Origin of the sequence: Nocardiopsis sp. NPDC006198 (assembly GCF_040613895.1) — a bacterium.
Classification (GTDB): Bacteria; Actinomycetota; Actinomycetes; order Streptosporangiales; family Streptosporangiaceae; genus Nocardiopsis; species Nocardiopsis tropica.
The window spans coordinates 1-25268 of record NZ_JBEXSY010000039.1 but is presented as its reverse complement, the minus strand read 5'-3'; the positions used below and the strand labels follow the sequence as shown (position 1 = coordinate 25268).

Below are 25268 nucleotides of genomic sequence, written 5' to 3'. Positions count from 1 at the left end.
CGCCAAGTGCGGGGCTCAGAGCGCCCGGCGGTTCTGAGCCCCGGGACCGGGCTGCACGGTTCCGCGTCCGGCGAGCTCGCCCTTCTCCACGGCACGCCAGGTCACCGGCTCTCCCAGGGTCTCGGCCACCCCCTTGGCCCAGCGCTCCAGGGGAGCGAACTGCTCCGGCCCCTCCGGAAGCACGGTGCGGCCCTGGTAGGGCATGCCGTCGAGGACGATGACCTCGCCGTTGAGCCGCAGCTCGGTCTCGTACTCGTTCGCGTTGGGCCTCATGGACCGGACTCTAGTGGGCTGCCGCCCCGGCCGCCCGGACTTTGGCGGGATTGGCCGGGCGCGGCCACCGCCGGGCCCGTTCCAGGGGGTTCCGCCGCACGGAGCACCCGAAAGAGTTGGAAGAATGGGGGGTATGGCCTCCCCCGAAAACGCGGACGTGCCCCCTGCGGTGCGGGGCATCCCCTCGGACCTGACCCAGCCCCCCGGCGGTGTCTCGCACCTGCGCCGGTACGTCAGCCTGCGCGGCCCCAACACGCGGATGTGGATGACCGCCGCGTACTTCTCGGGCGCCCTCACCCTGGGCTTCCTGGTCGTCCTGGGCTCCATGGTCTGGCACGTGCTGCGCGAGGAGTCCACCGTCGGATCGGTCTCGCTGTGGGCGGTGGCGGGCCTGACCATGCTCTTCGTCGGGCCGGGGAGCAACCTCCTCCTGGTGCGGGGACTGCCCCAGCGCATCACCCGCCAGGGCATCAGCGCCGACAGCGACGGCGTCACGGTCCTCCAGGAGCGCAAGTGGTGGTTCCCGGGAGAGGGGACGTTCATCGCGTGGCCCGAGATCCGCCGCGTCCGCGAGGTGCACACGGGCGGGCGCCGGCTGACGTACTTCATCGAGTTCGTGCTCGACACCCACCGCACCGGGACCGAACTGCCGAGCTGGGCGGAGACCGCCGAGAGCCTCGGGCTGGACCCGGTGGACGCGCCCACGCAGTTCTACGTGCAGGTGCCCAAGGAGCACAAGGAGAGGATCCTGCGGATGGTGGAGCGCACCGCGCCGCTGCCCTCGGTCGTGGAGCGGACACCGCCGCTACGGTGAGGCGCGCCCGTCCAGCCGCCGGGTCAGCTCCGCGGCGGCGTCGCGCGCCCTCCCGGCGAGCGCCTGCGGGGTCACCGGTCGCGCGCTCGGGACCGTCAGGCTGATCGCCGCGGCGGGGTGGCCGTTGTGGTCCGAGGCCGCCGCCGCCACCGACACGAACCCCTCGGTGACCTGGCCGTCCTCGATGGACCAGCCCTGGCGCCGCTCCTCCTCCAGGAGCCGCCGCAGCTCCCCGGGGGTGGTCGGCCCGCGCCCGGTGCGGTCGGTGAACGCCGCCGCGTCGGGGTACAGGGCACGCACCTGGGCGCGGGGCAGGCGCGCCAGCATCGCCCGCCCCGACGCGGTCAGGTGCGCGGGCAGGCGCACCCCCACCCCGGTGATCAGCGGCGCGGCGTGCGGCGGCTGCTCCTTGAGCAGGTACAGGGTGTCGGCCCCGTGCAGCACGCCCAGGTGGGCGGTCGCGCCGGTGCTCTCGGTGAGCTGGTGCAGCAGGGGGCGGGCCAGCCGTTCCACGCCGTCGTGGCGCAGATAGGCGGAGCCGATCTCGAACGCCGCCACGCCGAGGCCCCAGCGGCGCTCCTCCGGAAGGTGGGTCACGAACCCCTCCTCCGCCATGGCCTCCAGCAGCTGGTAGACGCTGGAGCGGGGGAGGCCGAGCCCGGCGGCGATGGCCGAGGCGGACACCGGACCGGGGCGCGCCGCCAGGAACCGGAGCAGCCGCAGGGCCCGTGTCGCGGCCGGAACGAGGCTCATGCGTCGATTGTCCCACGCCCCGCCGTCCCCGGCAGGGGCCGAACGGCCCCGGCCCGCCCGCCCCCGATCCACCCCGGGCGGCGCGGACCCGGGTACCGCCGGCCGGGCGCGGACGGCGGCCGCGGACGGCGTACCGGCCGTCCCGGTTCTCCGCCGGAGGTGCGGGACACGGAGGGGAAACCCCTGCGCCCGGTCCCGGCGCCTTCGCCCTATCCTTGAAAGAACCGTTGAGGCCTCGGCCGACTCCGCCGAACAGGCCTCCGGAAAAGTCTCCAACCAGGGAACACGATGCGACCATCCGACCTCGCGCACGAGCACGGTATCTCGACCCAGGCGGTACGCAACTACGAGCGGGACGGGTTCCTGCCGCCCGCCGAGCGGACCCCCAGCGGCTACCGGATCTACACCGAGGCGCACGCGGCGGCCCTCCGCGCCTACCTCGCCCTGGTCCCGGCCCACGGGTACCCGTCCGCGGGCAGGATCATGCGGGCGCTCCACGGCGGCCGGACCGAGGACGCCCTGGAGGCCATCGACCGGGGCCACCTCCAGCTGCTCCGCGACCGGGAGACCCTCGCCGCGGTGCGGGAGGCGGTCGGACACCTGACGGGGCGGGCCGATGTCGCTCCCGAGCCGCCGGCGGACACCGGGACCCGCACCGTCGGCGCGCTCGCGCGCCGCCTGGGCGTCACCCCGGCGACCCTGCGCAACTGGGAGGCCGCCGGCATCCTCGCCCCCGGGCGGGACCCCTCCACCGGATACCGCGTGTTCGGCCCGCACGACGTCCGCGACGCAGAGCTGGCCCACCTCCTCCGGCGCGGGGGCCACCCCCTGGGGCACATCGCCGCGGTGGTCGAGCGGATCCGGACGGCAGGGGGCGCCGACACCCTGGCCGGCGCCCTGGAGGACTGGCAGGGCAGGCTGACCGCGCGGGGCGCGGCCATGCTCCACGCGGCCGCCCTGCTCAGCCGGGTCCTGGACGTGCGGGCCCGGGCCGCACGGGGCCGGGCCGAGTCGGGCCGGACCGCGGGGGCGCCGCCCGGCTGAGGACCGGACGCCCCGGAACCGCGCCCGTCCGCCCCGGCCGCGGTCGGCGGAGGGCGCCCGCGCCCGTGCGTCTGAGATGTCAGACGGAACCGCCGTGTCAGCGCTTCACCCGGGGCCGTCCGGGCGGTCCAATGGGGGCATGTCCACAGCAGTTCCTCCCGTCGTCGTCGGCGGCGCCCCGCTCACCCCGGCCCAGGTCCTCGACGTCGCGCGCCACGGCGCCCGCGTCACCCTCTCCGAGGAGTCCCGCAAGGCCGTCCGGCACGGCCGGGAACGGGTCGAGGCCCTCGCCCGGGGCAAGGTCCCCGCCTACGGGGTCAGCACGGGCTTCGGCGCGCTCGCCACCCGCCACATCGCCCCCGACCTGCGCGCCCGGCTCCAGCGCTCGCTCATCCGCTCGCACGCGGCGGGCACCGGGCCCGAGGTCGAGCGCGAGGTCACACGCGCCCTCATGCTCCTGCGCCTGCGCACCCTGGCCTCCGGCAGCACCGGCGTCGAGGCCGCCACCGTCGAGACCCTCGCCGCCCTGCTCAACGCCGGGATCACGCCTGTCGTCCACGAGTACGGCAGCCTCGGCTGCTCCGGCGACCTGGCGCCGCTGTCGCACGTGGCGCTCGCGCTCATGGGCGAGGGCGACGTGCGCGACGCGGCCGGTGAGGCCAAGCCCGCCTCCATCGCGCTGCGCGAGGCCGGGATCCGCCCGGTGGAGCTGGGCGCCAAGGAGGGCCTGGCCCTCATCAACGGCACCGACGGCATGCTCGGCATGCTCGTGCTGGCCTGCACGGACCTGGAGCGGTTGCTCAAGGTCGCCGACATCACCGCCGCGATGAGCGTCGAGGCGCTGCTGGGCACCGACAGGGTGTTCGCCGACGAGCTCCAGCGGCTGCGCCCGCACCCGGGGCAGGCCGCCTCCGCCGCCAACCTGCGCGCCCTGCTGGCCGACTCCCCGATCGTCGCCTCCCACCGCGGTCCCGACTGCAACCGCGTCCAGGACGCCTACTCCCTGCGCTGCGCCCCCCAGGTCGCGGGAGCGGCGCGCGACACCCTCGCCCACGCCCTCCTCGTGGCCGGGCGCGAACTCGACAGCGTCATCGACAACCCGGTCGTGCTCGACGACGGGCGGATCGAGTCCAACGGCAACTTCCACGGGGCGCCCGTCGCCTACGTCCTCGACTTCCTCGCCATCGCGGTCGCCGACACCGCGTCCATCGCGGAGCGCCGCACCGACCGCATGCTCGACGTGTCCCGCTCCCACGGGCTGCCCGCCTTCCTCGCCGACGACCCCGGCGTGGACTCCGGGCACATGATCGCCCAGTACACGCAGGCCGCCATCGTCTCCGAACTGAAGCGCCTGGCCGTCCCCGCCAGCGTCGACTCCATCCCCAGCTCGGCCATGCAGGAGGACCACGTGTCCATGGGCTGGTCGGCCGCCCGCAAACTGCGCCGCGCCGTGGACGGCCTGACCAGCGTGCTCGCGGTGGAACTGCTCACCGCCGCCCGCGCCCTGGACCTGCGGTCGCCGCTGCGGCCCGGCCCGGCCACCGGCGCCGTCCTGCGCGCCGTCAGGGAGAGGGTCGACGGCCCCGGCCCCGACCGCCACCTGGCCCCCGAGATCGCCGCCGTCGCGGCCATGGTCGCCGACGGATCCGTGGTCGGGGCGGCCGAGACCGTCACCGCGCTCGCCTGACCCCGGCGCGGCCCGGCACCGGGCCGCGCCGGCCCACCACGAACGAGGAGCCCCGCATGAGCACCCCGCGTACCGTCCGAGCCGCGCGCGGCACCGCACTGTCCGCCAAGGGCTGGCCGCAGGAGGCCGCCCTGCGCATGTTCCACAACAACCTCGACCCCGAGGTCGCCGAGCACCCCGAGGAGCTGGTGGTCTACGGCGGTACCGGCAAGGCGGCGCGGGACTGGCGCAGCTTCGACCGCATCACCGCCTCCCTGCGCGACCTGGAGGGGGACGAGACGCTGCTCGTGCAGTCCGGTCGGCCGGTCGGCATCATGCGCACCCACGAGTGGGCCCCGCGCGTGCTGATCGCCAACAGCAACCTCGTGGGGGACTGGGCGAACTGGCCCGAGTTCCGCCGCCTGGAGGCCCGGGGCCTCACCATGTACGGGCAGATGACCGCCGGGTCGTGGATCTACATCGGTACCCAGGGCATCCTCCAGGGCACCTACGAGACCTTCGCCGCCGTCGCCGCCAAGAGGTTCGGCGGAACGCTCGCCGGGACCATCACCCTCACCGCGGGCCTCGGCGGCATGGGGGGAGCGCAGCCGCTCGCCGTCACCATGAACGACGGCGTGGCCGTCGTGGTCGAGTGCGACGGCAGCCGCATCGACCGCCGCATCGAGCACCGCTACCTCGACGTGCGCGCCGACGGCCTCGACCACGCCCTCGACCTCGCCGTGAAGGCGCGGGACGAGCGTCGGCCCCTGTCGATCGGCGTGCTCGGCAACGCAGCCGAGGTGTTCCCCGAACTCCTGCGCCGCGGCGCCCCGGTCGACGTCGTCACCGACCAGACCTCGGCCCACGACCCGCTCGCCTACCTGCCCGCGGGCGTCTCCGTCGAGGACTGGAAGGACCTGGCCCGGGCCGAGCCCGAGGAGTTCACCCTCCGGGCGCGCGAGTCCATGGCGGCGCACGTGGAGGCCATGGTCGGCTTCCTCGACGCGGGCGCCGAGGTGTTCGACTACGGCAACTCCATCCGCGACGAGGCGCGCGAGGGCGGGTTCACCCGGGCGTTCGACTTCCCCGGGTTCGTGCCGGCCTACATCCGCCCGCTCTTCTGCGAGGGCCGCGGGCCGTTCCGCTGGGCCGCGCTGTCCGGGGACCCCGCCGACATCGCGCGCACCGACCGCGCCGTCCTCGACCTGTTCCCCGAGAACGAGCACCTGGCCCGGTGGATCCGCCTGGCGGGGGAGCGGGTGGCGTTCCAGGGGCTCCCCGCCCGCATCTGCTGGCTGGGCCAGGGCGAGCGCGCCGCGGCCGGGCTGAGGTTCAACGAACTGGTCGCCTCCGGCGAGATCTCGGCGCCGCTGGCCATCGGCCGCGACCACCTGGACACGGGCTCCGTGGCCTCCCCCTACCGCGAGACCGAGGGCATGAGGGACGGCTCCGACGCCATCGCCGACTGGCCGCTGCTCAACGCGCTCGTCAACACCTCCTCCGGCGCCTCCTGGGTGTCCGTCCACCACGGCGGCGGCGTGGGCATGGGCCGCTCCCTCCACGCCGGCCAGGTCAGCGTCGCGGACGGCACGGACCTGGCCGCCGCCAAGCTGGAGCGGGTGCTCACCAACGACCCCGCCACGGGCGTCATCCGCCACGTGGACGCCGGGTACCCCGAGGCCGAGCGCGTCGCCGAGGCGCACGGCGTCCGCGTCCCCATGAAGGAGGGCGAGTGAGCTTCGACCGCCTGTGGGCCGACCTGGAGCCCGTGGGACGCGACGCCGGGAGCGGCGGCTACCGCCGCTACACCTGGGCGGGCGCCGACACCGAAGCCCGCGCCTGGTTCACGGAGGCCGCGACCGCGCGCGGGCTCGACGTGCGCGCCGACCGCAACGGCAACCTGTGGGCCTGGTGGGGCGCCCCCGGACCGGGGGCGGTGGCCACCGGGTCCCACCTGGACTCGGTACCCGACGGAGGGGCCTTCGACGGTCCGCTCGGTGTCGCCTCGGCCCTGGCCGCCGTGGACGAGCTGCGCGGGCGCGGGGTCGCGCCCGCCCGTCCGCTCGCCGTCACGGTGTTCGCGGAGGAGGAGGGCGGCCGGTTCGGCGTCCCGTGCCTGGGCAGCAGGCTGAGCGCGGGAGAGGTCTCCCCCGAACGCGCGCGCGGACTCACCGACGCCTCCGGGGTCACCTGGGGGCAGGCGATGGAGGCCGCCGGGCACGACCCGGCGGCAATGGGCGCCGACCCCGGGGCCCTCGCCGACCTGGACGTGTTCGTGGAGCTGCACGTGGAGCAGGGACGCGCACTGGAGGACACCGCGCACCCGGTGGGCGTGGCCTCCTCGATCTGGCCGCACGGCCGCTGGCGGATGGACTTCACCGGACGCGCCGACCACGCCGGGACCACCCGGCTCGACGACCGCAGCGACCCCATGCTGCCCTTCGCGCACGCGATCCTGGCCGCGCGCGCCCAGGCGGAGCGGCACGGCGCCCGCGCCACGGTCGCCAGGGCCCTGATCGACCCCAACGGCACCAACGCCGTCCCGTCCCGGGTCAGCGCCTGGCTGGACGCCCGCGCCGCCGACGCCGCGTCCCTGGAGGCGGTCGTCGACGGGGTCCGCGAGGCCGCGGCGGGCGCCGCACGAGACCACGGCGTGGGCTACGCGATGGACGCCGAGTCCCTCACACCCCTGGTGGAGTTCTCGCACGGCCTCCGCGACCGCCTGGCCGCCGTGGTCGGGGCGGGGGCCCCGGACCCGCGCGTGCCGCTGCTGCCCACGGGCGCCGGACACGACGCGGGCGTGCTCGCCGCCCACGTGCCCACCGCCATGCTGTACGTGCGCAACCCGACCGGGGTGTCCCACTCCCCGCAGGAGTACGCCCGTCCCGAGGACTGCCACGCCGGGGTGCTCGCCCTGGCCGACGTCCTCCAGGACCTCCTCGCCCGCCCCGTCCGCCGGGGCGGCGCCCGGTGACCGGCGCTCCGGGGGCGGCCCCGGGCGGGCCGCCGCGAGCGGGGGGCGCCGCCGGAACCGCTCCGGACATGCCGGGGGGCCGGACCGCGGGGGCCCGGGCCCCCGCGGCCGGGGGCGGGCCCGCGCCGCGCCGCGTGTGGTGCGAGTGGGCCTGGACCGGCGCCGGGGACGGGAGCCCCGAGTACGGCGTGCTCGTCGAGACCGCCGGGGGCCGCATCACCGCAGTGAGCCCGGGAGCCGTCGCGCCCGCCGGGGCCGAGACCCTCACCGGCCTCACCCTGCCGGGCCTGGCCAACGCGCACTCGCACGCCTTCCACCGGGCCCTGCGCGGACGCACCCACACCGGCGGCGGGTCGTTCTGGACCTGGCGCGAGGCCATGTACCGCGTCGCGGACCGGCTCGACCCGGACAACTACCTGCGGCTGGCCAGGGCCGCCTACGCGGAGATGGCCCTGGCGGGCGTCACCTGCGTGGGCGAGTTCCACTACCTCCACCACGCCCCCGGCGGGACCCGCTACGCCGACCCCAACGCCATGGGCGCGGCCCTGGTGCGGGCGGCGGCCGAGGCCGGGCTCCGCATCACCCTGCTGGACGTGTGCTACCTGTCCGGCGGCCTGGACCCCGGCGGAGCGCACCGGCCGCTGGAGGGGGCCCAGCGGCGCTTCGGCGACGGCGACGCCGCACGGTGGGCCGACCGGGCGGCCGGGTTCGCCCCCGTGGGGGACCACGCGCTGGCGGGCGCCGCCGTCCACTCGGTACGGGCCGTCCCCGCCGCGCAGCTGCCCGACGTCGTCGCCTACGCCGCCGACCGCGACGCGCCCCTGCACGCCCACCTCTCCGAACAGCCGGCCGAGAACGCGGCCTGCCTGGCCGCCTACGGCCGCACCCCGGCACGGGTGCTCGACGACGCGGGCGCGCTCACGCCGCGCACCAGCCTCGTGCACGCCACCCACCTCACCGACGACGACGTCGGCGCCGTCCGGCTCTCCGGCGCCACCGTGTGCCTGTGCCCCACCACCGAGCGGGACCTGGCCGACGGCCTGCCCCGCACCGGCGACCTGCTGCCCGCCCCGATCACCCTGGGCACGGACCAGCACGCCCAGCTCGACCTGTTCGAGGAGGCCCGGGCGGTCGAGCTCCACGAGCGCCTGCGCACCCACAGGCGCGGCACCCTGGGAACCGGCGCGCTCCTGCGCGCCGCCACCGCCCACGGGCACGCCTCCCTCGGCTGGGAGGACGCGGGCGCGCTGCGGGCCGGGGCGCGCGCCGACCTGGTCAACATCCCCCTGGACGGCGTCCGGCTGGCCGGGGCCGACCCCGCGCGCGCCGCCGACGCCGTCGTCTTCGCGGCCTCCGCGGCCGACGTGCGCCACGTGATGGCCGACGGCCGCTGGACCGTCCGCGACGGCGTCCACACGCTCGTGCCCGACACCGCGCACGAACTCGACACGGTGATCAAGGAGATCCACTGATGGCCGACGTGCCCGAGAGCATCCTCATCGACGACATCGCCACCCTGGTCACCAACGACCCCTCCCGGGGCCGTGGCGCCGTGGGCGAGATCCGGGACGCCGCCCTGGTGGTGCAGGGCGGCAGGGTGGCCTGGGCGGGCCCGCGCTCCCAGGCGCCGGACGCCGACGCGAGGGTCGACGCGGCCGGGCGCTGCGTCCTCCCGGGGTTCGTGGACAGCCACTCCCACATCGTGTTCGCGGGGAACCGCAGCCGCGAGTTCGCCGCGCGCATGAGCGGGCAGCCGTACTCGGCGGGCGGCATCCGCACCACCGTCGCCGCCACCCGCGAGGCCTCCGACGCCGACCTGCTCGCGGGGGCGCGGCGCCTCGTGGGCGAGGCCCGAGCCCAGGGCACGACCACCCTGGAGGTCAAGTCCGGCTACGGGCTCACCACGCGCGACGAGGAGCGCTGCCTGGCCGTCGCCGCCCGGGTCACCGACGAGGTGACCTTCCTCGGCGCGCACGTGGTCGCCCCCGAGTACGCCGACGACCCCGAGGGCTACCTGGACCTGGTCACCGGCCCCATGATGGACGCCTGCGCGCCCCACGCGAGGTGGGTCGACGTCTTCTGCGAGCGCGGCGCCTTCGACGAGGCCGCCTCCCGCCGCGTCCTCACCGCCGGGAGGGAGCGCGGCCTGCTGCCCAGGGTGCACGGCAACCAGCTGGGCGAGGGGCCGGGCGTGCGCCTGGCCGTCGAACTCGGCGCCGCCTCCGTGGACCACTGCACCCACCTGTCCTCCGCCGACGTGGAGGCCCTGGCCGAGGCCGGCGGACGCCCCGAGCCCACGGTCGCCACCCTGCTCCCGGGCGTGGACTTCTCCACCCGCCAGCCCTACCCGGACGCACGCGCCCTCATCGACGCGGGGGCGGTCGTCGCCCTGGCCAGCGACTGCAACCCCGGCTCCTGCTTCACCTCCAGCCTGGCCTTCTGCATCGCCGTCGCGGTCCGCGACATGGGCATGACCCCGGACGAGGCGGTGTGGGCCGCGACGGCGGGCGGTGCGCGGGCCCTGCGCCGCACCGACGTCGGCCACCTCGCCCCGGGCGCGCGCGCCGACCTCACCCTGCTCGACGCGCCCGACCACGTCCACCTGGCCTACCGCCCCGGGGTCCCGCAGGTCGCGGCGGTCTGGAAGGACGGGGAGCTGGTCGCCGGACGGCCCTGACCCGGGGCCGCCCGGCCGGACGACGGAGTATGACGCGGGGAGGTCCGGGGCCCGTGAAAAGCCGTCCGAACTCAACGGGCGGCTAACGTCCGCGAAACCTGGGCCGCCCACCCTGGTTCCACGTCGGTGCGCGTCCCGCCGCCGCGGAACAGCGTCGTTCCGGGGCGGCGGGTGCACCTTCTCCCAGGGAGGGCCGCAGTGAGCCTTTGGCGGATCAGGACGGCTGTCGAGGACCGGCCGGGCGGGCTCGCCGGGGTCGTCGGCGCCCTCGCGCGATGCGGCGGGGACATCGTCGGACTCTCCATCCACACGGACGTGTCCGGGGTGGTCGACGAGTTCGTCGTCGACATCCCCGGCGACCACGCCGTCGCCGTCCGGGCGCTCGGCGAGCACTGCCCCACCGGCACGGTCACGGCCGTCCCCGCCCAGAGGCGCGAGGTCGGGGACGACGTCACCCGGGCGCTGCTGCTCACCGCGAGGCTGCGGTCGCACCCCAACCGGCTCCCCGACGCCCTGGCCGAACTCCTGTCGGCGGACGGGGCCCACTGGACCAACCTGACCCGTGTCGAGGAGGCCGCCGATCCGGCGGGCACCGCCATGCTGGTGCCCGTCGGACCGCTCCGCGGCGTCCTCGTCCGGCGGCGGTCGCACGCCTTCACCTGGACGGAGTCGAGCCGGGCCGAGGCGCTGGTGCGCTCGGTGATGCCCTCGACCGGGCCGGTGCCCACCGACCGGACCGTCCGTACCGCCGGGGGCGAGGAGCTGTCCCTGCGCCAGGTGCGCGAGGCCGACGCGCCCGCGCTGAGCGGCCTCCACCGGCGCTGCTCGGCGGAGACCGTGCGCAGCCGCTACTTCGCGGGGATGGCGGAGCTGAGCCCGTACATGCTGAGGGTGTTCTGCGACCCCGGGCGCGGGCTCACCCTGGCGGTGCGCCCCCGGGGCGGGAAGGACCCGGTGGCCCTGGGCCACCTGATGTACACCCTCGACCCGGGGGTCGGCGAGATCGCCTTCCTGGTGGAGGACGCCTGGCAGGGGCGCGGGGTGGGCACCGCCCTGGCCCGCGAGCTGACCGTGATCGCCGCGGACTGGGGCCTGGCCGAGGTGCGGGCGGAGACCGCGCTGGCCAACGCGGGGATGATGCGGATCATGCGGCGCCTGGGCGCCTCCGTGCGGGGCCATGGGGAGGGCGGCCCGTACGTGCAGGCCAGGGTCCCGGTCGCCGAGGCGCTGCAGGGGGGACCGGGCGGGGCCGCGCGGCACGGCGGCAGGCTCGCCCGGCTGATGGGGCAGGGCTGAGCGGTCCGGCGGGCGCCGGCCGCGCGCGGCCCGCGGCGGGACGCGTGTCCGCGGGGCCGCGAGGACGCGGGGGCGGCGACCACCGGGGGTGTCGCCGCCCCCGCTCGCGGTTGACGCGATGAGGTGTCTCCTGGGGCACGGGAGGACCGTTCCCCGGAGGTCTCCTGCTGCTACTCGCTGTCGCTGTCCGCGGCGTCGTCGCCGTTCCCGGAATCCTCGGTGGAGGCGGGGGAGGACTTCTTGGTGACGCGGCGCTTCTTCACCGGACGCGAGTAGTCGACGAGGGGCTCCAGGCGGGCTTCGTGCTCCTTGAAGCACTCGCCGCAGGCGTCGACCTCACGGACGGCGCCGTCCCAGGCGAACTGGATGACCTCACTCGCCTCGACCTTCTCCTCGCGGACGGCGTGGGGATCGCAGTACTTGCGCGTGAAGACCTCGGTGACCACGGCGGGGATTTCCCTTCGGTATCGCGTGAATGTGCGGACCCCTTAATCATACACCTGTACGAACGCGGAAACCGGCTGAACGCCGGGGTTCCGTCATGGGTTCGGGGTCGCCCCGAAGCCTAGCGAAGACCGGCGACATATGCGCCAACGTGTGGTGCGAGTGCCCCCGGTGACCAGCGGGTCCGCGTGGTGCGGGAGGGGCTGTGATCCCGGTCGCGCGGGGCCGGGGGCGGTCCGGGCGCCGCCGCCGCGACCCGGGAAATGGCGCCGGGGCGATATGGGGCCGGGTGATCGACTTCTCTCTTCTTCGTCCGATTTCTCGTGTCGGCGCGCCGGAATTCCGGGAAGTGGATGTGCGAATTCGGTGAACGCGGAGTGGTGCGCGTGGCTAGTGTGTTGCCGATCCGGAGCGGGCCGCCCAGCGGGCGGAGCCGTCCCGGAAAACCGGTGGGGGGAGCACGCGCAGTGCGCACCGGCGAATGGCGGGTCCCGCGGGGAGCGGGCGCGGTCGAGGAACGGGGGGAGCGTCGTGGTCGAGTACATGGAGGGCGCGTACCGGGGACGTGTCGGGGACCGGGGGGAGGACTTCGGCGACCGTGAGGGCAGGTCGGAGGCGGACCGGCGCCGTGCGCGCGCGGAAGCGGCGCACGCGTGCGAGCGCATGTCGGTCGATCCGGGCTTCGTGAAACTCCGAAGGGGATTCACGCTCCAGGCGGTCCTGCTGGTGTCGTCATTCCTTCTCGGTTACCTGTCCTATCTGCTCCTGTCCGCGTACGCGCGCGATTTCATGAGCATCGAGATCGTGGATTCGGTCAACGTGGCACTGGTCATGGGAATCGGTCAGTTCCTTCTCACGTTCGTGCTCGCCTGGGCGTTCAGCCGTTTCTCCGACCGCTCCCTCGACCCGCTGGCGCAGGAGATCCGCGACCGGGCCCGCGCCGACGCCGCGGCGGTGCGCTGATGCCCGCCGCGGCCGACCCCTCCGCGGGAGCCGCGGTCGGCGCCGTCACGGGGGACGGCGCCGTCCGCGCACAGGCCCTCGCCGACGGCGCCGCGGTCGTGCCGGGGGGCGTGCTGGAGGGCCAGTTCGGCATCGCCCACGCGTGGACGATCGGCCTGTGCGCCCTCTTCGTCCTGGTCACCCTCGCCGTCGCCGTCCGCGCCAGGCGCACCACCCGGGGCGCGGTCGACTTCTACGCGGGCGGGCGCGGGTTCTCCAGCACGCAGAACGGGCTGGCCCTGACCGGCGACTACCTGTCGGCCGCGTCCTTCCTGGGCATCGCCGGGATGATCGCCCTCCAGGGCTACGACGGGTTCCTGTACTCCATCGGCTTCCTGGTGGCCTGGCTCCTGGTGCTGCCCATGGCCCAGCTGATGCGCAACACCGGCCGCTTCACCATGGCCGACCTGCCCGCCTTCCGCATGCGCCGGATGCGGGTGCGCCTGGCCTGCGCCGTCTCCACCGTCACCGTGTGCGTGTTCTACCTCGTCGCCCAGATGGTCGGCGCGGGGGCCCTGGTCGCCGTCCTGCTCGGACTGCACGACGGCGGGACCTTCCTGGGGATGGACGCCGGGCAGGCGCGCACCGGGGCGATCGTGCTCGTCGGAGTGCTCATGATCGCCTACGTCGTGTACGGGGGGATGAAGGCCGCCACCTGGCTCCAGATCATCAAGGCGGTCGCCCTGCTGGGCGCCACCGGCCTGCTCACGGCCCTCGTGCTCGCCCTGTTCTCCTTCGACCCGCGCGCCCTTCTCGGCGGGGCGGCCGAGGCCAGCGGGCACGGGCAGGCGTTCCTCGAACCCGGTCTGCGCCTCGGGGTGGAGGTGCCGGGCGACCCGGCCCGGACCCTGTTCAACAAACTCGACCTGATCAGCCTCGGACTCGCGCTGGTGCTCGGCACCGTCGCGCTGCCGCACATCCTCATCCGCTTCTACACCGTCCCCGACGGCCGCTCCGCGCGGGCCTCCGTGCACCGCACCATCGTCATGGTCGGCGTCTTCTACCTCATGACGCTCGCGCTGGGGTTCGGCGCCGCCGCCCTCGTGGGCACCGACCGCATCCTCGCCCTCGACCCGTCCGGCAACACCGCCGTGCCGATGCTCGCCGAGGAGGTGGGACGGCTGACCGCGGGCCCCGTCGGCGCCGCCGTGCTCCTCGCCCTGATCTCCGCCGTGGCGCTGGCCACCATCCTCGCCGTCATCGCGAGCCTCACCCTCGCCTCCTCGTCCTCCATCGCGCACGACCTGTTCGGCCACGTCCTCATGTGGGGGAGGCCCAAGGAGACGCAGGAGGTGGGGGTGGCGCGCCTCTCCGCCTGCCTGGTCGGCGGGGTCGCCATCGTGCTCGCCGTCCAGGCCCAGGACCAGAACGTGGCCTTCCTGGTGGGGCTGGCCTTCGCGATCGCGGCCGCCGCCAACCTCCCGGTCATCGTGCTCACCCTGTTCTGGCGGCGCTTCAACACCCGGGGCGTGGAGTGGGGGGTCTACGGCGGACTGTCGGCCACACTGCTGCTCATGCTCCTGTCCCCGGTCATGTCCGGCAGGACCGACCCGGTGACCGGCGAGAACCTCTCCGTGCTGCCCGCGGGGATCGACGTCCAGGTCTTCCCCATGGAGAACCCGGCCCTGGTCGCGGTGCCGATCGGCTTCGCGTGCGCGATTGTGGGCAGCCTGCTCTCGGCCGAACGCAACACCGCCAGGTTCACCGAACTCCGCGTGCGCTCCCTGACCGGCTGGGGCGCCGACCAGGGCTGAGCGGCCCGCGGGTCAGCGGGAGCCTCCCCGGGGGCCCGCGGTGGCCAGGGCCGCGGCCAGGTCGTGCAGCAGCTCCGGCAGGCGGGGCGCGTTGCGCGCGATCCGGTCCCAGGCGAGGGCCGTCCGGTCGAGCCGCTGCCGGGTGGTCGGCTCGCCCGTCCCCAGCCTGGCGGCGCGCCTTTCCGCCCGTCGGAACGAGGAGACGGCCGCCCACACGGCCGCCGACACCACCGGGCGGAAGACCCCCTTGCCGCGCACGTCCAGCACCGCCTCCACCGACCAGCGGCCGTCCGCCCCGGCGGTCGGCGCCAGCCAGGCGTCGACCTCGGCGACGGCGTGGCGTGCGCGCAGGCGGGCCGGACGGCCGCCGCCCCGGCCGGAGACCGCCGAGTACCAGTCACCGGTGGAGAACCGGAACTCTCCCGACGCGGACCGCAGCCAGGCGCCCCTCCCCGGCAGCTTCACCTCGGCGGCCCAGGTCAGCAGGCCCGCGGGCGCGTCGTGGGTGACGGTCCCCCAGGTGACCGGCGGTTCGGTTCCGCCGACCGCGTCGGGCATGCTGAAGTCCACGGAGGAGGTGCCCGTCTCGTCCCAGGCGGTGACGGTCAGCCCGGTACCGCTCCACCCCTTCTCCTCGTCGTCGGCGGGTTCGACGGGCACGCCCTCGGGGGAGAGCTCGGCCACGAGGTAGTGGCTCCGGGGCGCGAGGTGCCGCCCGGTCTGCAGCTGGAGGGCGAGCTCCGCGGCGGTCACCTCCAGTTCGTCGGCCTCCGCCTCCGTCCGGGGGGAGCCCTCGCGCAACCGCGCGGCGGCGTCGCGCCGCTCCTCGCGCAGCTCCTCGGCCGACTCCCGGTCGACCAGCCCCAGCTCGTCCGCCCGCGCCACCAGGCGCTCCCACGACTCCGGGTCGGGGGGGAGCAGCCATCCCCGGCCGTCGAACCGGCAGCCCCGGGCGACCTCGTGCAGGGCGGAGACGATCCGCCCGACCACCTCCCGGTCCACTGCGGTGATGTCGAAGGTGTGGCTCAGGCGGGGCACGGCGTCTCCGGTGTCGTGGGCGGTCGGCGGGGCGCGTCGCGTACGCCTGCCAGCGTACGCACCCGGAGCGCCCGCCGGGGCACGGGAGGCGCCGGCCGGTCCGCCGGGGCGGCGCGCGGTTCGCCCTCCCCGGACCACGGGAGGCGGACGGGACCGCGCTTGCGGCGGCGCACCGGCGGCGGCAGGCTGGACACCATGACCGAGTACGTCGCACTGCTGCGCGGGATCAACGTCGGCGGCCACCGCCGCATCGCCATGGCCGACCTGCGCGCCCTGCTGGAGGACCTCGGATACACCGGCGTCGCCACCTACGCGCAGAGCGGGAACGCCGTCTTCGGGGGAGGGGACACCGATCCCGCGGAGGTGGCCGAGACGGTGCGGAACGGCATCAGGGACGTGCTCGGGCACGACGTCCCCACGGTGGTGCGGACCGCGGCCGGGATGCGCGCCGCGGTGGAGGCGAACCCGTTCGACGTCCCCGACCCCTCCGGGTTCCTCGTCCTCTTCTGCGCCGGCGCGGTGGACGCGGACGCGCTGAACGGGATCGACCCCTCCCGCCACCCCGGGGAGCGCATGGCGCTGGTGGGCGACCAGGTCTACACCTGGCACGAGGACGGGATCAGGTCCGCCGTACTGCCGGACCTCGTGGTCCGGCACGTCGACGGGACGGTCACGAGCCGCAACTGGCGGACCGTGCTGCGCCTGGTGGAGATGGTCGGGGACCGGGAGCGGGCCCGCCTCGCGACTGTCCGAGAGAAGTCCTCGGTGAACCGAGGACGGCGCGAACCGGACGCCGTCACGACCACGCGAAGGGGTGGTGCCCGTGCCGAGACGGTGGACCGTGATCCTGCGTGACCTGTCGGACACGGCGCGGCCGATCCGGCCCGAGGACTGCCACGGCCTCCTCAACCGGTGGTGGCCGCAGCCCCCGGAGGAGCACGCGGCGGCCAAGCGGTGGTCCATGAACGGGTGGCCTCGCCCCCTGGGCGACCGCCTGTACCACTGGACCCTGACCTGGCTCGACGACGAGGTGCCGCCCTCCCTGGACCCGGAGGACCTGGTCGGCGACCCGCAGCGGATCGGCGACCACCTGCTGGTGCCCCTCTCGGTGACGCGCACGCACGAGCGCACCTACGCCCAGATGCTCGTCGAGCCGCGGGGCCCGTCGGCGGTGCGCGCCGCCGAGGTGCGCAGCCGGACGCCCGTCGTCATGACCACCCGCGACGCCACGGGCGAGCGCATACCGCACATCTGGCCCAGCCCGCGGCGGCTCTTCGGAGCCGTGCACCGCTCGGGCGGCGGGATCGTCGGAGGCAGCGGGGCCGTCGGCGCCGTGGCGCGGTTCGCGCCGCCCGCCCTCGCCGAGAACTGGCTCGAACTCGTCCTGGGCGGCATGGCCCAGGTGCGCCGCACGCCCCTGCCCGGGGAGGAGGTGCGGCTGGCGGAGCACCACCACGCCGAGAACCGCACCGTCCTGGGCTGGCACGGCGGCTTCAGGCTGGAGATGGCCGGCGGCGACCGGCGCCACGCCGACGCCTTCGCCACGCTCCTCGAACTCCTCGAACTCGCCGGTGTCGGCAAGTACACCGCCCAGGGCTTCGGCTCCGTGCGCGTGGACACGGTCACCTGCGGCCGGCCGTTCGCGGAGGCGCCCGTGTCCCGCGCGCGCAGGATGCCGAACCGGGTGGCCCGGCGCACCCCCCAGCGGGTGGGGGACGCCCACGTCCGCGCCGTCGCCGAGGCCGAGGAGTTCGGCGGCACGCTGTTCGACTGACCCCCAGACCGCCGGTTCCCGCCCGAGGACGGCGGGCGGGGACCGGTGCCCGACCAGGTCCGGCCGCGCCGGCTCCCACCCCGTGGACGGGGGTGGGAGCCGGCGCCCCCTCCCCGCCGTGTCCCCGGCGTTCGCGTGCGCCGGCGCCCCTTCCCCCGTGCCCCTGCCGGTCGCGTGTGCCGGAGGCCGCTCCCGCAGGCGCCGGGGCCGCTGCCCGGCCGGGCAGCGGCACGGTCCGCGGCGCCGCCCGGCCCCGCGCCGACTCAGGCGTGCGGGGCCCCTCCCTCCGGCGCCGTCCGCCCGGTGTCCCGGTCCCGGAGCGCGCGGGCCAGCCCCCGCAGGTGCGGCACGAGCTCGCGGGGGACGAGCTCGGGCGCGTCCGCGGGAGGGGCGTGCGGGTCGCGGCCGCGCAGGGCGATCGTCTCGGACGTGTGCGGTGCCATGGGGAGACCTCCGTGCCGGGGAAGGGCGGTGCACCCAGCTCTCTCGGACAGAGCCCCGGTCCCGGGCGGGCCGACGGCCCCCGGAGGGGCGGTCCCCGGGCCCGTCCCCACCACGCGGCCGAGGCCCGGCGTCGACGGCCCCCGGAGGGGCGGTCCCCGGGCCCGTCCCCACCACGCGGCCGAGGCCCGGCGTCGACCGCCCCCGGAGGGGCGGCCCCCGGGCCCGGGTGGTATCCGTGGTCTCCCACGGCCGGAAGGCGGGCACCGTCCGAGAGGAGTCCCCGGGAGGCGGCCCCGCGCGGCCCGTGCCCTCCCCCCGCGCCCTTCCCCGCACCCGCCGACGAGGAGACCCGACACGGTGACCCCCGTTCCCGCACCGCACAGCCCGCCCGGCGCCGCCCCGGACGCCGGGGGGCCGCCGCCCAGCGGTGTGGTGGTCGGCGTCGACCTGCGCGGCATCCAGGCCTACGTGTACAGCGGGCGCCGCATCCTGGACGCGGTGGGACGGGCGGCGCTCGTCGCCGAGCTGACCGACACCTCCGACGCCGAGCACGGCATCGCCGACCTGGTTCCCCCCGGCTGCGTGGTCCTGCGCGACGCGGGAGGGGCGCTCACGGCGGCCTTCCCGGACGCCGCGGCCGCGCGCCGGTTCACGGCCCGCTACACGCGGCGGCTGCGCGACCGCGCGGGCGACCTGACCCCCGTGGTCGCGCACGTCCCCTACGGCGCGGCGGAGGCCGCGGGCCCGGGGGCGCCGGCGGACGGCGGGCCGGGCGCCGCGGCGGCCCCCGCGCCCGTCGCCGGGGTCGACGCGGCCCTGGCGGTCCTCCCGCAGCGGCTGCGGGAGGCCAGACGGCACATGTCGGCGCTGCACACACCGGCCCACGGGTACGGCATCACCGCGGTCTGCTCCGTCAGCGGCGGCCCGGCCGAGACGGTGGACAGCAGCCGGGCCCAGGACGACCACCCCGACGTGCACGAGCGGGTGACCGCTGACGTCGCCAGGGCCCGCGGGATCGGCCGCCGCTGGCACCGCGCCCACAGCGCGGACTGGCTGACCGGAGCCGCCACCGCCACCGGCGCGCCCGCGCTCGCGCTCCCGATGGAGGTCGACCGGCTCGGCCGCGACCACGGCGAGGTCAGCAGGATCGCGGTGGTCCACATCGACGTCAACGGGCTCGGGATCATCCTGGGCTCCTACCGCGAGCGCGCGGGGGACCCCCGCGTGCCCGGTTCCGGGGCGATGGCCCAGCGCCTCCTGTCCGGACGCATCGCCGGCCTCACCGAGGGACTGGCCCGGGTCCTGGTGCGCGCGGTGGCCGCCACGGTGCGGGCCGAGCCCGGTCGGGCCCCCGTCATCCCGGGCGCCGGCGCCGCCCGGCCCGTCACCCTCCACCACGTCCCGCCCGGCCCCGTCCGGATACCGGTGCGCCCCATCGTGGTCGCCGGGGACGACCTCACCGTCCTGTGCGACGCCCGCCTGGCCCTGAGCCTGGCCCGCTACGCGCTCGACTGGCTCGACGCCGACCCGGAGCGGATCGGCGACCCCCGCGACCCCCGGGTGGCGCTGCACCGCGCGCTCGCCGGGGCCCACGGCGGACCGGCGGGCGCGGGCCGGACCGTGCGCCGTCCCGACGGGGGCGGGCACACCACCTTCGTGCCCACGGTCGGGGTGGGGATCGCGGTCCAGCCGGTCGGCGCGCCCCTCTCCCTGGGCTACGACCTGTGCGAGGCGATGTGCCGCAGGGCCAAGGAGCACAGGGTCGCGCTCGCCGAGGCCGACCCCGGGGCGCCGGACGAGCACGCCGTCGCCTGGACGACGCGGTTCGACGGCGTCGACCGGGTCCTGCGCCGCCTCGACGGCGCCCGCCTGGCGCCCGTCCCCCGCACCGGGCTGCCGTTGACCGGGACCGGGTTCGCCCGCTTCCTCGACCGGTACCTGTCGGCGTCCGCCCCCGGCAGCCTGCTCGCGGAGGGGGACGCCCGGCGGCGGAGCTGGCTGGTCTCGTCCCTCGTGCCCCTGCTGGAGTCGGGCGCCGACCCCGGCCCCGAGCTCGCCCGCCGCGCCCGTGTGACCGGCGGCCCCGTCGGACTCCCCCGGGAGTGGACACCCGGCGCGCTGCTCGACGCGGTCGAGGTGATGGACCTGTACCTGGACCCCGGGCTGGCGGCGGCGCTCGAGCCCCACCGGCCCCGGCCGCGGGGGCGGGCGGGTTCCGGCGGCCCGCACCCCCCGGCTCCGCCGGGGGGTGCGCGGACGTGAGCCCGCCGGACCGCATCGTCGTGCGTCTGGCCTCCCCCGCCCTGTTCGTCGGCGCGAGCGCGGACGGGACGGGCGCGGACACGGACGTGGTCACCGACGAGCACGGTCTGCCCTACCTGCCCCGCCACCGCCTCGCGGCCAGGCTGCGCGCGGGGGCGGCCGACGCGCTGGCGGCGGCCCCGGAGCTGGCCGCCGCGTGCGACGAGGTGTTCGGCCGGAGGCGCTCCCACGGCGCGGACCGGATGCTGCGGGTGGGCCACGCCGTCCTGGGAGAGGACGTCCGCTCGGCGGTCGCGCGCGCCCTGGCCGGCCGGGACGAACCCCTGCGCTCCGCCCTGCGCCGGGCGGTCACGGACGCGTACACCGCCCTGGAGTCGGGGACCGCCGTCGGACCGGACGGGGCCCCGGAGCCGGGGAGGCTGCGCACGAACCGGGTACTCCTGCCGGGGCCGACCCTGTCCGCGACGCTGACCTGGGCGACCGCCCCCGGAGAGGCGCACTGGCGGCTGCTGGCCCGGGCCTGCCTGGCCACCACCCGGATCGGGCTGAGGACCACGCGCGGACGGGGCCGGGTGGACGTGCGCCTGGCCGGGGCGGACGGGGACCCGCACGCGGTCACGCTCCGCCTGGCCGCGCCGGTGAGGAAGGGGCCGGACCGGGAAGGGGTACGTGTGTGAACACCGGCCCTCTCCAGGACGCGTCCCGAGGCCGGCGCCCCGCCCCCGCGGCGGGCACCGCGCCGCCCGCGGGGGTGGGTGCGTGAACCCGCTCCCCGCCACCGGTTACCTGCCGCTGCGCTACGTGCTCACCGACACCCTGGCGGTGCGCACCTCCCTCGACCCGCTGCGGATCGACTCGGAGCACTCCATCGGCGGGCGCGCCCAGCGCGGCATGCTCGCCGCCGCGCTCCGGCGCGCCGGCCGCGAGCGCGAGCTGCTCGACTGGGTCGCCCGCGGCGACCGGATCCGCTTCGCCCCCGCCTACCCGCGCCTCGAACCGGGGGCCGACCCGGGCCTCCCCGCGGACTCCGCGCCGGCGCGGGCGCTCGTGGCCTACCCGGCCCCCGCCCACCTCTACACACCGGGCAAGAACGGCGACACCACCGTCGACGTCTTCGCGGGAACCGACCCCGCCACCCCCTACCGGGCCGTTCGCGGCCACGTCACCCTCGACCGCTCCCTGCGCGCCGCCGTGCGCACCACCGCCGAGCAGTACCTCGGACGGTCCCGCACGGGCGACCGGTCCCAGGGGGTCCCCTTCTTCGCGACCACCGTCGACCCCGGCCAGGTCTTCGAGGCCCGCTGGCAGCTGCTCGCCGCCGACAGCGGCTCCCTCCGCGACCTCGCCGAGCGCGTCGCCGAGGTCCTCGACGAGGCGGACGGCACCCTCACCCTCGGCTCCGGCGGGACCCGGGCCCACGGCGGCGTCAGCGTGGCCCCCGCGGACCCGCACCGGCTGCTGTCGCCCGACCGGGTCGCACACCCGCACACGCGCCACTGGCCCCCCGGCGCCCCCCTCGACCTCCTGCTGCTCTCCCCGGCCCTGCTGGTCGGCGAGGAGGGCCAGTCCAGCCCGCGGGCGCTGGTGCCCGCCGTGCTCGACCTCCTCGCCCGCCGCCTCCCCGGCTCCGGCGCCAGGGTGCTCGCCCACCACGTGGAGGCCGGGCTGCTCGGCGCCTACCACCGGGGCTACCGGGGGCCGATGGCGCAGCGGTGGGCGGCCGTGCCGGGTGCGGTGGTGCGCCTGCGGCTCGACGGCGGCCTGACCGCCGACCAGGCCCGCGACCTGGAGGCCCACCCGCTGGGCGAACGGGTGGTGGACGGCCACGGCCAGTTCACGCTCCTCCCGGTCCCGCCGGGCGGGCCCCGACCCCTCGCGCCGACCGCCGTCCCGCTCGCGGCGGCCCCGTCCGCGGGCCGGCCCCCCGCGCGCGTCCCGCCCCCGCCGGCGCCCACCGGGGCAGTTCCTGCGGCTCCTGCGGTCCCGGAGGTTCCTGAGGTCCTTGAGGCCCCGGCGGTTTCTGCGGTCCCGGCGGTCTCGGCGGTCCCTGCGGTCCCGACCGCCACGGGCGGGGAGGGCGGGCTCGAGGAGCTCTACGACGAACTCCTGTGGAACGCCGCCTCCCGTCCGGTCCGCGACCACGCACGCTCCCTCGCCCGGGACTCCGCCCGGGGGCTCGCCCCCCTCACCCCCAGCCTGCTCGGACGCCTCCGCGAGGTCGTGGGCCACCCCCACCGCACGCCCGAGGACGCGCTGACCGCCCTGGGCCGCACCGTCTCCGGCCGTGCGCGCGGCCGGGCCGACCGGGCGGGCACGCACAAGGCCCTGCACGACCGCGCCGTCCGCGCCCTCGCCGGGGCCCGGCTGTCCCGGCCAGGCCGGCCCGGTCCCGTCTCCGTGCAGTCCTGGCTCGGAGCCCTGGCCGACGGTGGCGCGGCCGCCGAGTGGTGGCGCGACAACAGGCCCGAGCCCCCGGACAGCCCCGCCTACTCCCGGGCGCTCGCCGCCGTCGACCTCTCCCTCACCGACGGCCTGCCGCCCCGCGACCACCCCAGCGGGCTCTCCTCCCGTGCCCGCGTGTGGGAGCGCCGGGCCGCTCCCCGCCTGGCACTGCTCCTCGCCTCCTCCTGGCTGTCCGAGGCCGGAGTGGTCCTGCGGGCCGCCCAGGAGGGCCGCCACGATCCTGGGGGAGGCGGTTGAGCACCCGCCCCGCCCGCCCCGGGCCGCTCTGGGAGATCGCCGTCCGGCTGTGCCTGCTCTCCGACACCCACATCGGCGCGGCCCGGGCGGTGCCCCGCCACGCCGCGGAGGGCGACGTCGACCTGCGCGTGGACCGCGACCCCCGCACGGGCGTGCCCCGGCTGCGCGCGACCACCCTGGCGGGCCTGCTGCGCCACGAACTCGCGGCCCGCACCGAGGACCCCCGCAAGGTGAGCCGGCTCTTCGGGGCGCCGGAGTCCGGTCCCCCGCCCGGCGGGGAGCCGGACGCGCCCGCGGCGAGCGCCCTGGACGTCGACGACGCCGCCGCCGAGCTGCCCGAGGGCACGACCGTCGCCGTCCGTGTCGGCACCCGCGTGGACCCGGCCTCCGGTACCGTCCGCCCGGGGCGCATGTGGCAGTGGGAGGTGCTGCCGGCGGGCACCGTGTTCACCGCCCACATGCGGCTGCGCGTGCCCGCCCCCGCCGACGAGGAGCTCCTGCTCGACCTGCTGGTCCTGGCCGCCGACGGGTTCTCCGGGGAGGGCCCCGGCATCCGCGTCGGGGGGCGCACCGGACGCGGCCACGGCGCCGTCCGCGCCACGCACTGGACCGCGGAGCGGCACGACCTCACCGACGAGCGCGCCTGGTTCGCCTACCACGCCCGGTCCTGGGCCGACCGCTGGGAGCGCGGGGCCGCGGCGCTCGCGGACGCCCCCGCCGAGCTGTCCACCGCGCTGGCCGCGCGGCTGCGCGCCCACGGGCGGGCGGCGGCGGCAGCCCGTCGGGAGGCACGCCCCGCCCGCCCCGACCGGCGCCACCGCGCCGAACTGCGCCTGACTCTGGCCGTGGCCGAGCAGCCCGAGCCCGCCGGACCGCCGCCGCGCAGCCCCCGCCCCGGCCTGATCATGGTCGGCGACGTGCCCGCTCCCGAAAGGCTCGGGACCGTGGACCGGGCACACCGCCACCGCCCGTTCGTGTCCGACGCCGACAAGGCCTCTGTCCGCCTCGCGCCGGTGCTCGGGGACACCGCCCTGTTCGCCCTGTTCAAGAGGATCGGGGGCAGGCTGGTCCGGGACGCCGCCGAGCACCTCGGCGCGGAGGGGGCCCGGTGGCAGGAATGGCACGCCCACTGGTGGGGGGCGGACACAGGGCCCGGGGGCGCGCGCCCGCGCCCCTCGCGGGTGCGCCTGAGGACAGCCCCCCATCTCAGGGGCGGCGCGCACCTGACCGCCACCCGCCTGACCGTGGACTCCCTGTTCGGCGACGCGGTGGAAGGGCGGGTGTTCACGAGCGACCTGCACTGCGGCGGCAGCGGCGAGGTGGTCCTGGACGTCCGCGACCCCGACGACGCGGTGCGCGGCCTGCTCGTGCTCGTCGTGCGAGAACTGGCGACGGTCCCCTTCGACACCCTCGGGGCCGGAGCGGGGAGCGGGAACGGGCGCCTGACCGCGACGCGGGCCGCCCTCACCACCTGGACCGGTGACGGCGGGCCGCCGCACCGGGTGGACCTGCTCACGGCGCTCTTCGCCCCGGGCAGCGCGGAGGCGGCCACCGCACGCGGGTGGGTGTCGGCCCTGAGGACCCGGCTCGCGCCGGGGGGCGGGACGGCGCGGGTCGGCGGGGAGCGGTGAGGCCGCCGCGGGCCGGGGCACGGGGCGGGGACGGACGACGGGACGGAAGGGAGCACAGGTGGACCACACACCCCCGAGGCCGGAGGGGCTGGCCGTCCGGCGGCTGGACGGCGGACAGGTCGAGGGCGTCCTCGACGACATCTTCACGCGCGGCGTCCGCTGCCGCCTCCTGGACACCGGGACCGACGGGATCCCCGGAGCGCCGGGGGCCCCGCAGTGGCTGCTCGCCGAACTCGGCGACGGACGGATCACCGGCGCGTGCCCGGGCGGGCGCTGGCGCCGGTCGGACCACCCGTCCACCGCCGACCTGTCGGCCCCCGCGCTGAGGCCCGCGACCGACCGGTGGCGCGTCCTGGAGGTCCTGGTGTTCGGCCCCCGCGCCCAGATCAGGTTCGGGGAGGGGGCGGAGGACGGGTGGATCAGCGCGGACGACCCCGCCCCGCTCCCGGAGTGGCTGCGCCCGCGCGACCGCTCGTTCCTCCTCCAGGGGTGGAACGGCCGGGCGCACAGCCGCACCCTCGGCGGGGACGTGCCCTTCTCGGCGACGAGCGAGCCCTCCGGCACCCGGGCCGCCCTGCCGGTGGGGTGGACCGACTTCACCGGCCGCGCCCGCCCGCGTCCGGGCGGGCAGAAGGCCTGGATGGCCGGCGTCCCGATGATGGCGGCCGTCTCCGCGCCCTCGTCCCTGGCCGTCGACCTGGCCGAGGAGGCTGGCATCACGC

General features: G+C 76.9%; 22 protein-coding genes. 17 read left to right on the top strand and 5 right to left on the bottom strand.

The window, feature by feature from the left end:
- Positions 1-15 precede the first annotated feature (15 nt).
- On the bottom strand, positions 16-273 hold the full coding sequence (locus ABZ234_RS23035; protein WP_267948990.1) for a hypothetical protein: 258 nt from the start codon (positions 271-273) through the stop codon (positions 16-18).
- A gap of 133 nt (positions 274-406) precedes the next feature.
- Here ABZ234_RS23035 and ABZ234_RS23030 point away from each other — a divergent pair, with 133 nt between their 5' ends.
- Entirely contained in the window at positions 407-1087 is a 681-nt protein-coding gene (locus tag ABZ234_RS23030) for a hypothetical protein (RefSeq protein ID WP_267948991.1), read from the top strand.
- On the opposite strand, the gene ABZ234_RS23025 is transcribed toward ABZ234_RS23030, so the two are convergent.
- Entirely contained in the window at positions 1079-1840 is a 762-nt protein-coding gene (locus ABZ234_RS23025) for an IclR family transcriptional regulator (RefSeq protein ID WP_355013409.1), read from the bottom strand. The two genes, ABZ234_RS23030 and ABZ234_RS23025, sit on opposite strands and share 9 nt — an antisense overlap.
- 288 nt (positions 1841-2128) lie before the next feature.
- On the opposite strand from ABZ234_RS23025, the gene ABZ234_RS23020 reads away from it, so the two are divergent.
- From ABZ234_RS23020 to ABZ234_RS22990, 7 genes are all read left to right on the top strand, one after another.
- A complete protein-coding gene (locus tag ABZ234_RS23020) occupies positions 2129-2884 on the top strand; it encodes a TioE family transcriptional regulator (RefSeq protein ID WP_355013408.1) in 756 nt (251 codons plus the stop codon).
- Between the two features lie 139 nt (positions 2885-3023).
- Positions 3024-4571 (top strand): histidine ammonia-lyase, encoded by a 1548-nt coding sequence (gene hutH / locus ABZ234_RS23015; RefSeq protein ID WP_355013407.1) that lies wholly within the window; start codon positions 3024-3026, stop codon positions 4569-4571.
- A 56-nt stretch (positions 4572-4627) separates the two neighbouring features.
- Positions 4628-6286, top strand: a complete 1659-nt coding sequence (hutU, locus tag ABZ234_RS23010; RefSeq protein WP_267948995.1) for a urocanate hydratase — start codon at positions 4628-4630, stop codon at positions 6284-6286.
- The gene (locus ABZ234_RS23005; RefSeq protein ID WP_355013406.1) at positions 6283-7524 is read left to right on the top strand and encodes an allantoate amidohydrolase; all 1242 of its coding nucleotides are present in this window, start codon (positions 6283-6285) and stop codon (positions 7522-7524) included. The genes hutU and ABZ234_RS23005 overlap by 4 nt, the downstream gene beginning before the upstream one ends.
- A gap of 68 nt (positions 7525-7592) precedes the next feature.
- The gene (locus ABZ234_RS23000; protein WP_355013405.1) at positions 7593-8996 is read left to right on the top strand and encodes a formimidoylglutamate deiminase; all 1404 of its coding nucleotides are present in this window, start codon (positions 7593-7595) and stop codon (positions 8994-8996) included.
- Positions 8996-10201 carry an imidazolonepropionase gene (gene hutI / locus ABZ234_RS22995; RefSeq protein ID WP_355013404.1) on the top strand — a complete coding sequence of 402 codons (1206 nt, stop codon included), beginning with the start codon at positions 8996-8998 and terminating at the stop codon, positions 10199-10201. The genes ABZ234_RS23000 and hutI overlap by 1 nt, the downstream gene beginning before the upstream one ends.
- Before the next feature lie 198 nt (positions 10202-10399).
- Positions 10400-11497 carry a GNAT family N-acetyltransferase gene (locus tag ABZ234_RS22990; RefSeq protein ID WP_355013403.1) on the top strand — a complete coding sequence of 366 codons (1098 nt, stop codon included), beginning with the start codon at positions 10400-10402 and terminating at the stop codon, positions 11495-11497.
- A 170-nt stretch (positions 11498-11667) separates the two neighbouring features.
- Here the strand turns inward: ABZ234_RS22990 and ABZ234_RS22985 are convergent, their stop codons facing one another.
- Positions 11668-11943, bottom strand: coding sequence for a hypothetical protein (locus tag ABZ234_RS22985; RefSeq protein ID WP_267949000.1), 276 nt, complete (start codon positions 11941-11943; stop codon positions 11668-11670).
- A 529-nt stretch (positions 11944-12472) separates the two neighbouring features.
- On the opposite strand from ABZ234_RS22985, the gene ABZ234_RS22980 reads away from it, so the two are divergent.
- Positions 12473-12904, top strand: a complete 432-nt coding sequence (locus ABZ234_RS22980) for a DUF485 domain-containing protein (protein ID WP_355013402.1) — start codon at positions 12473-12475, stop codon at positions 12902-12904.
- Positions 12904-14697, top strand: a complete 1794-nt coding sequence (locus ABZ234_RS22975) for a cation acetate symporter (protein ID WP_355013401.1) — start codon at positions 12904-12906, stop codon at positions 14695-14697. Before ABZ234_RS22980 ends, ABZ234_RS22975 begins: the two co-directional genes overlap by 1 nt.
- A gap of 12 nt (positions 14698-14709) precedes the next feature.
- Here the strand turns inward: ABZ234_RS22975 and ABZ234_RS22970 are convergent, their stop codons facing one another.
- Positions 14710-15735 carry a hypothetical protein gene (locus ABZ234_RS22970; RefSeq protein WP_355013400.1) on the bottom strand — a complete coding sequence of 342 codons (1026 nt, stop codon included), beginning with the start codon at positions 15733-15735 and terminating at the stop codon, positions 14710-14712.
- Positions 15736-15930: 195 nt separating this feature from the next.
- On the opposite strand from ABZ234_RS22970, the gene ABZ234_RS22965 reads away from it, so the two are divergent.
- A complete protein-coding gene (locus tag ABZ234_RS22965) occupies positions 15931-16590 on the top strand; it encodes a DUF1697 domain-containing protein (RefSeq protein ID WP_355013399.1) in 660 nt (219 codons plus the stop codon).
- Positions 16550-17509 (top strand): CRISPR system precrRNA processing endoribonuclease RAMP protein Cas6, encoded by a 960-nt coding sequence (cas6, locus tag ABZ234_RS22960; RefSeq protein WP_344183241.1) that lies wholly within the window; start codon positions 16550-16552, stop codon positions 17507-17509. The genes ABZ234_RS22965 and cas6 overlap by 41 nt, the downstream gene beginning before the upstream one ends.
- 263 nt (positions 17510-17772) lie before the next feature.
- On the opposite strand, the gene ABZ234_RS22955 is transcribed toward cas6, so the two are convergent.
- Positions 17773-17952, bottom strand: coding sequence for a hypothetical protein (locus ABZ234_RS22955; RefSeq protein ID WP_344183239.1), 180 nt, complete (start codon positions 17950-17952; stop codon positions 17773-17775).
- A 430-nt stretch (positions 17953-18382) separates the two neighbouring features.
- Between ABZ234_RS22955 and ABZ234_RS22950 the strand changes: the two genes are divergently transcribed.
- The 5 genes from ABZ234_RS22950 to ABZ234_RS22930 all read left to right on the top strand — a co-directional run.
- Positions 18383-20215, top strand: coding sequence for a hypothetical protein (locus ABZ234_RS22950; protein ID WP_355013428.1), 1833 nt, complete (start codon positions 18383-18385; stop codon positions 20213-20215).
- Positions 20212-20892 (top strand): hypothetical protein, encoded by a 681-nt coding sequence (locus ABZ234_RS22945; protein WP_355013398.1) that lies wholly within the window; start codon positions 20212-20214, stop codon positions 20890-20892. The genes ABZ234_RS22950 and ABZ234_RS22945 overlap by 4 nt, the downstream gene beginning before the upstream one ends.
- Positions 20893-20974: 82 nt before the next feature.
- On the top strand, positions 20975-22915 hold the full coding sequence (locus tag ABZ234_RS22940) for a hypothetical protein (RefSeq protein WP_355013397.1): 1941 nt from the start codon (positions 20975-20977) through the stop codon (positions 22913-22915).
- On the top strand, positions 22912-24546 hold the full coding sequence (locus ABZ234_RS22935) for an RAMP superfamily CRISPR-associated protein (RefSeq protein ID WP_355013396.1): 1635 nt from the start codon (positions 22912-22914) through the stop codon (positions 24544-24546). Before ABZ234_RS22940 ends, ABZ234_RS22935 begins: the two co-directional genes overlap by 4 nt.
- 58 nt (positions 24547-24604) lie before the next feature.
- Positions 24605-25268 (top strand): formate dehydrogenase accessory sulfurtransferase FdhD (locus tag ABZ234_RS22930; RefSeq protein WP_355013395.1); only part of this gene is annotated, 664 nt, incomplete at its 3' end.

What these genes read in the sequence shown, in the direction of transcription:
- ABZ234_RS23025 (WP_355013409.1), bottom strand. Translation starts at nt 1,840, where the DNA reads ATGAGCCTCGTTCCGGCCGCGACACGGGCCCTGCGGCTGCTCCGGTTC.
- ABZ234_RS23000 (WP_355013405.1), top strand. Translation starts at nt 7,593, where the DNA reads ATGCCGGGGGGCCGGACCGCGGGGGCCCGGGCCCCCGCGGCCGGGGGC.
- ABZ234_RS23030 (WP_267948991.1), top strand. Translation starts at nt 407, where the DNA reads ATGGCCTCCCCCGAAAACGCGGACGTGCCCCCTGCGGTGCGGGGCATC.
- ABZ234_RS22965 (WP_355013399.1), top strand. Translation starts at nt 15,931, where the DNA reads ATGACCGAGTACGTCGCACTGCTGCGCGGGATCAACGTCGGCGGCCAC.
- ABZ234_RS23020 (WP_355013408.1), top strand. Translation starts at nt 2,129, where the DNA reads ATGCGACCATCCGACCTCGCGCACGAGCACGGTATCTCGACCCAGGCG.
- ABZ234_RS23035 (WP_267948990.1), bottom strand. Translation starts at nt 273, where the DNA reads ATGAGGCCCAACGCGAACGAGTACGAGACCGAGCTGCGGCTCAACGGC.
- ABZ234_RS22975 (WP_355013401.1), top strand. Translation starts at nt 12,904, where the DNA reads ATGCCCGCCGCGGCCGACCCCTCCGCGGGAGCCGCGGTCGGCGCCGTC.
- hutH (WP_355013407.1), top strand. Translation starts at nt 3,024, where the DNA reads ATGTCCACAGCAGTTCCTCCCGTCGTCGTCGGCGGCGCCCCGCTCACC.
- hutU (WP_267948995.1), top strand. Translation starts at nt 4,628, where the DNA reads ATGAGCACCCCGCGTACCGTCCGAGCCGCGCGCGGCACCGCACTGTCC.
- ABZ234_RS22955 (WP_344183239.1), bottom strand. Translation starts at nt 17,952, where the DNA reads ATGGCACCGCACACGTCCGAGACGATCGCCCTGCGCGGCCGCGACCCG.
- hutI (WP_355013404.1), top strand. Translation starts at nt 8,996, where the DNA reads ATGGCCGACGTGCCCGAGAGCATCCTCATCGACGACATCGCCACCCTG.